A 3721-nucleotide genomic window follows, 5' to 3' on the forward strand; every position below is an offset into this window, starting at 1 on the left:
ACTTTTTCCGGTATACCCTTCAAAACCCTTGCACTAATTTCTGTGTTTATCAGCCTCTAACCTTTGATATATCAAGGTTTTAGGTTTATTCAGCAAACCCTAAATAACTTTTTCAGCAACCCTAATTAAAAATTATCTCTTCAGCCTAGTCCGAAGAGCAATTAATTTTAGCAATAAACTACTTGCTTTAAGAAGATAATTAATCAGACAATTAATCTGAATATAAATTTCTACATTACCATATCCGTCTAAACATTTTGCGGAGTAGATATATTTTCTTGTCCAGATATAGGACTAGAAAAATTTGGTAAATCAATACCACTATGACTTGAGTGGCGAGTTTTGAGTGCTAACCGATAACTTACACTTTGTAGTTCAGCTTGTAATTGCCGATTTTCTCTTTGTAACATTGCCACTTTCTCTCTGACTGGAGTCATTCTTTCCTCAAACTTACGACGGTAAATTTGTGGTAATTCTTGTACTACTTGCTCTAACATCCGACTGCGATCAGTCAATTCTTGAACTGACTGTCGTAATTGGTAAATTTCCGAGTCACGAGAGGCAATTTGCTCTTGGTAGAAGGTTACTTGCTCTTCCACCGCTTGGAGTTGTTCTTTTAAAGCATCTAACTGACTCAAATCATACTCAGGTTCAGCTTTTTGCGGAATAAAGCTAGTATTACCCTTAACCAGCCGGAACAGTTCTTGAGATAGCTGTTGCACTAATTGGTCTCTTAGTTGCAACTCTTGACGCAACTGCGATACTTCAGTAGAAAGTGCTTGGATTTCGGGTGTGTTAGATTGGCTCACAGCGATTTATCTCTTAGGAATAACTGCGACAATATTAACTTTGGTAAGTGCTAGGGACAGCAATAAAATATTTTTCAAATATTTTTTAAATATTTTTAAATATTTCAGGACTTACGCAAAAGGGAACGAAAGTAGGGGTAATTCATGAATTACCCCTACGCAAGAATAAGGTTTTCAGTCACATCTTGCGTAAGTCCTATATTTATTATAGTGTCCTTTCCTATACTCTATATGTATGAAAAAAAACACTTACCTCATGATTTGATTCAAAACATATCGCAATTAGGAGCAATTGACAACTGTTAGAATACGTAAATTTTTCTAAATGGGAGGAATCCCCGAAGAATTCCTCACTCAGCACTTTTTAAGCAGCTACAGTTTCTTTAGCTGACTTGTCTTCTTTTATTTCCTGCTTGATTGTTAAGTAGCGAATTACTTCTTCGCTCAATCTCATAGCACGTTCAAAAGGAGCGATCGCACCTGCTGGGGCTGTGTAGTTAAATTGGATGTAGATGCCGTCACGGTGTCTGTTGATTTCATAAGCCAGACGACGCTTACCCCGATTTTGGATTTCCAGATTCTCAGCACCCTGTTCAGTTAACAAGTTCTGATATTTAGTAACCGCTTGTTCTACCTGCTCATCTCCCAAATCAGGGCGGAGAATGTACATTGTCTCGTAAACTGTGGTCATATATTTTTAGTCACCTTATGGACAAAAAAGGCTGCTGACATAGATTTATACAAGTAAAACAGATGAGTTACTGGTCAAAATCAACATCGGAAGCAACAAGGAATTATAATCTTACCAGTTTTCGATGAAAATCATCAGCCTCATCCGCCGAAATTTGCATCTCTAAGGATATTAATCAAAGTTATGGCGCAACGCTATGTGCGAGTTAAGAGTCAAGAAGGAAAAATTTACTATGGTTTGCTGCAATTATCCCTAAACGTGGAAGTTTTGGACGCTCCACCTTGGTTAGAAGGGCAACCCACTGATTTAATTTTAGAACCGGACAAATACAGACTCCTAGCTCCCTGTTCACCCTCGAAAATTGTGGCTGTAGGAAAGAATTATGCTGATCATGCGGCAGAAATGGGCAGTTCTGTACCTGCTGAACCGCTGATTTTCTTCAAACCGCCCACAACTGTAATCGCCTCAGAAATGGAAATCAAATATCCTGCACAGTCACAACGGGTAGACTATGAAGGCGAGTTAGCGTTAGTGATAGGCGATCGCACCTCTGACTGTACACCAGAGGCAGCCCAAAGCAAAATTTGGGGTTACACCATTGCCAATGATGTTACAGCCAGAGATTTACAAAAAAAAGATGCTCAGTGGACAAGAGCTAAAGGTTTTGATACATTTTGCCCTTTAGGTCCTTGGATTGTGCGAGAATTGAACCCAGGAGCGAGATTACAAACCTTTTTGAATGATCAACCTCATCCCGTCCAATCTGCCTGTATTGATCAAATGGTATTTTCCCCAGATTATTTGGTGTCCTATATCAGTCAAGTAATGACACTATTACCAGGGGATGTGGTGCTAACAGGTACACCCTTTGGCGTAGGACCATTAAATATAGGCGATCGCGTCCGTGTGGAAATCGAAGGTATTGGCCGCCTGGAAAACATAGTTATCCGACGATAATTATTGTTTGAGATTTTGGGAACAGCTGATCCTCAAAACTGTTAATCCAAAATCCAAAATCTAAAATCTAAAATTGGTATTTAACCTAACGCACCTGCATATAAACAGCATCAGAAATGGCTGGTATTTCTGCATAACGGCCATTTAAAGACTGGAATACAGAATAAACTACAGCCCCAACTATCCCCATAAAAATGGTTGTATACAGTGTTTGCATAGCAAAACCACTACCAGGGACAAATTTCACAAGATCAGTCAAGATGCCACACAAAAATACCACAATATCCAAAATGATGGCTTGCATAGTGTTGAAACGAATAAAATGGGCGATTTTGTCATTTCTGACAACTAATAGCCACAAAGCAAAGAAAATAATTATTCCAGCATAACGGACACCATAGTAAATTCTTAACAATGGCAGCATAGGTAAAAAGACTATTCCCAACAATGGAAAATCTCGCAGTAAAAACTGACCAAATGCAAATACTTCAATCAGAGGCAATAAATAAGGCAAACAAGCAAAAATTCGATCAGGAACAGTAGTAGAGCCGCGCCAATTCATGGTAAATTCTCCTATGGCTAAATTTGAATAGCTATTTGAGCGTTATGATAACGCAGCTGCTTGATTTTGCTGATAAATTAGATTATTTTATTAGATTATTTTATATTGGCGAGTCGGAAACCCATCATACACTCAAACTGCTCTGCTTGCTGTTCTGTAAATTGGCGAATAGCTTGACCACAACGCAGCTTACCCTCATACCAACGGGGTTTACCGCTATTGTTAGCAAGCCAACAAGATTGGCAAACTTGCTCAGGGGCAAAGATTTGATCATCCGTTACAATAACTAACATCGCAATACCTCCATCGCTCCTTTTGGCATCAAGGCAGGAACTCACAAAATAGCAAATAAATAAAATAGTGAATGTTTGCTAACTGCATATAGTTTTATTGTATATTATATATTTTGGATATTAATTTTTCTTAGTCAAAATTAATACGAATATATTTCTAGTTAATTATAGGCAGAATCCCACAGATGAAATTTACAAACCCTTGGTTGATACATGAAAATATTGACCCTGAAACGAGACGCAAGCCCCAGGCTTTTAGACATGGGGATAAGTCGATAGGGACTTTAGTCGCATTAAAGCGATTGATTGGCTTTAGCCACATTCAAAATTGTATAGAATAATTCATCCAATCTTGATTAAAACTTCATGTTATTATGCAGGACAATATCGAAAATCAGAAAAATGTCTA

General features: G+C 38.1%; 5 protein-coding genes. 1 reads left to right on the plus strand and 4 read right to left on the minus strand.

Annotated elements, in window-relative coordinates; all coding sequences use genetic code 11:
• Nucleotides 1-248 precede the first annotated feature (248 nt).
• Complete coding sequence (locus tag H6F47_RS26995) at nt 249-809, minus strand: Npun_F5560 family protein (RefSeq protein WP_096569387.1); 561 nt, start codon at nt 807-809, stop codon at nt 249-251.
• 364 nt (nt 810-1173) lie between these two features.
• Complete coding sequence (gene rpsF / locus H6F47_RS27000; RefSeq protein ID WP_096569384.1) at nt 1174-1500, minus strand: 30S ribosomal protein S6; 327 nt, start codon at nt 1498-1500, stop codon at nt 1174-1176.
• Nucleotides 1501-1683: 183 nt separating this feature from the next.
• On the opposite strand from rpsF, the gene H6F47_RS27005 reads away from it, so the two are divergent.
• Nucleotides 1684-2457 carry a fumarylacetoacetate hydrolase family protein gene (locus tag H6F47_RS27005; protein WP_137668536.1) on the plus strand — a complete coding sequence of 258 codons (774 nt, stop codon included), beginning with the start codon at nt 1684-1686 and terminating at the stop codon, nt 2455-2457.
• An 85-nt stretch (nt 2458-2542) separates the two neighbouring features.
• Here H6F47_RS27005 and H6F47_RS27010 read toward each other — a convergent pair whose 3' ends face one another.
• Together H6F47_RS27010 and H6F47_RS27015 are read right to left on the minus strand one after the other, a co-directional pair.
• A complete protein-coding gene (locus H6F47_RS27010; protein ID WP_190651820.1) occupies nt 2543-3019 on the minus strand; it encodes a Tic20 family protein in 477 nt (158 codons plus the stop codon).
• Between the two features lie 95 nt (nt 3020-3114).
• The gene (locus H6F47_RS27015) at nt 3115-3312 is read right to left on the minus strand and encodes a hypothetical protein (RefSeq protein WP_096569375.1); all 198 of its coding nucleotides are present in this window, start codon (nt 3310-3312) and stop codon (nt 3115-3117) included.
• Nucleotides 3313-3721: the final 409 nt, after the last annotated feature.

The organism is Sphaerospermopsis sp. FACHB-1094 (genome assembly GCF_014696195.1).
Taxonomy (GTDB): Bacteria; Cyanobacteriota; Cyanobacteriia; order Cyanobacteriales; family Nostocaceae; genus Sphaerospermopsis; species Sphaerospermopsis kisseleviana.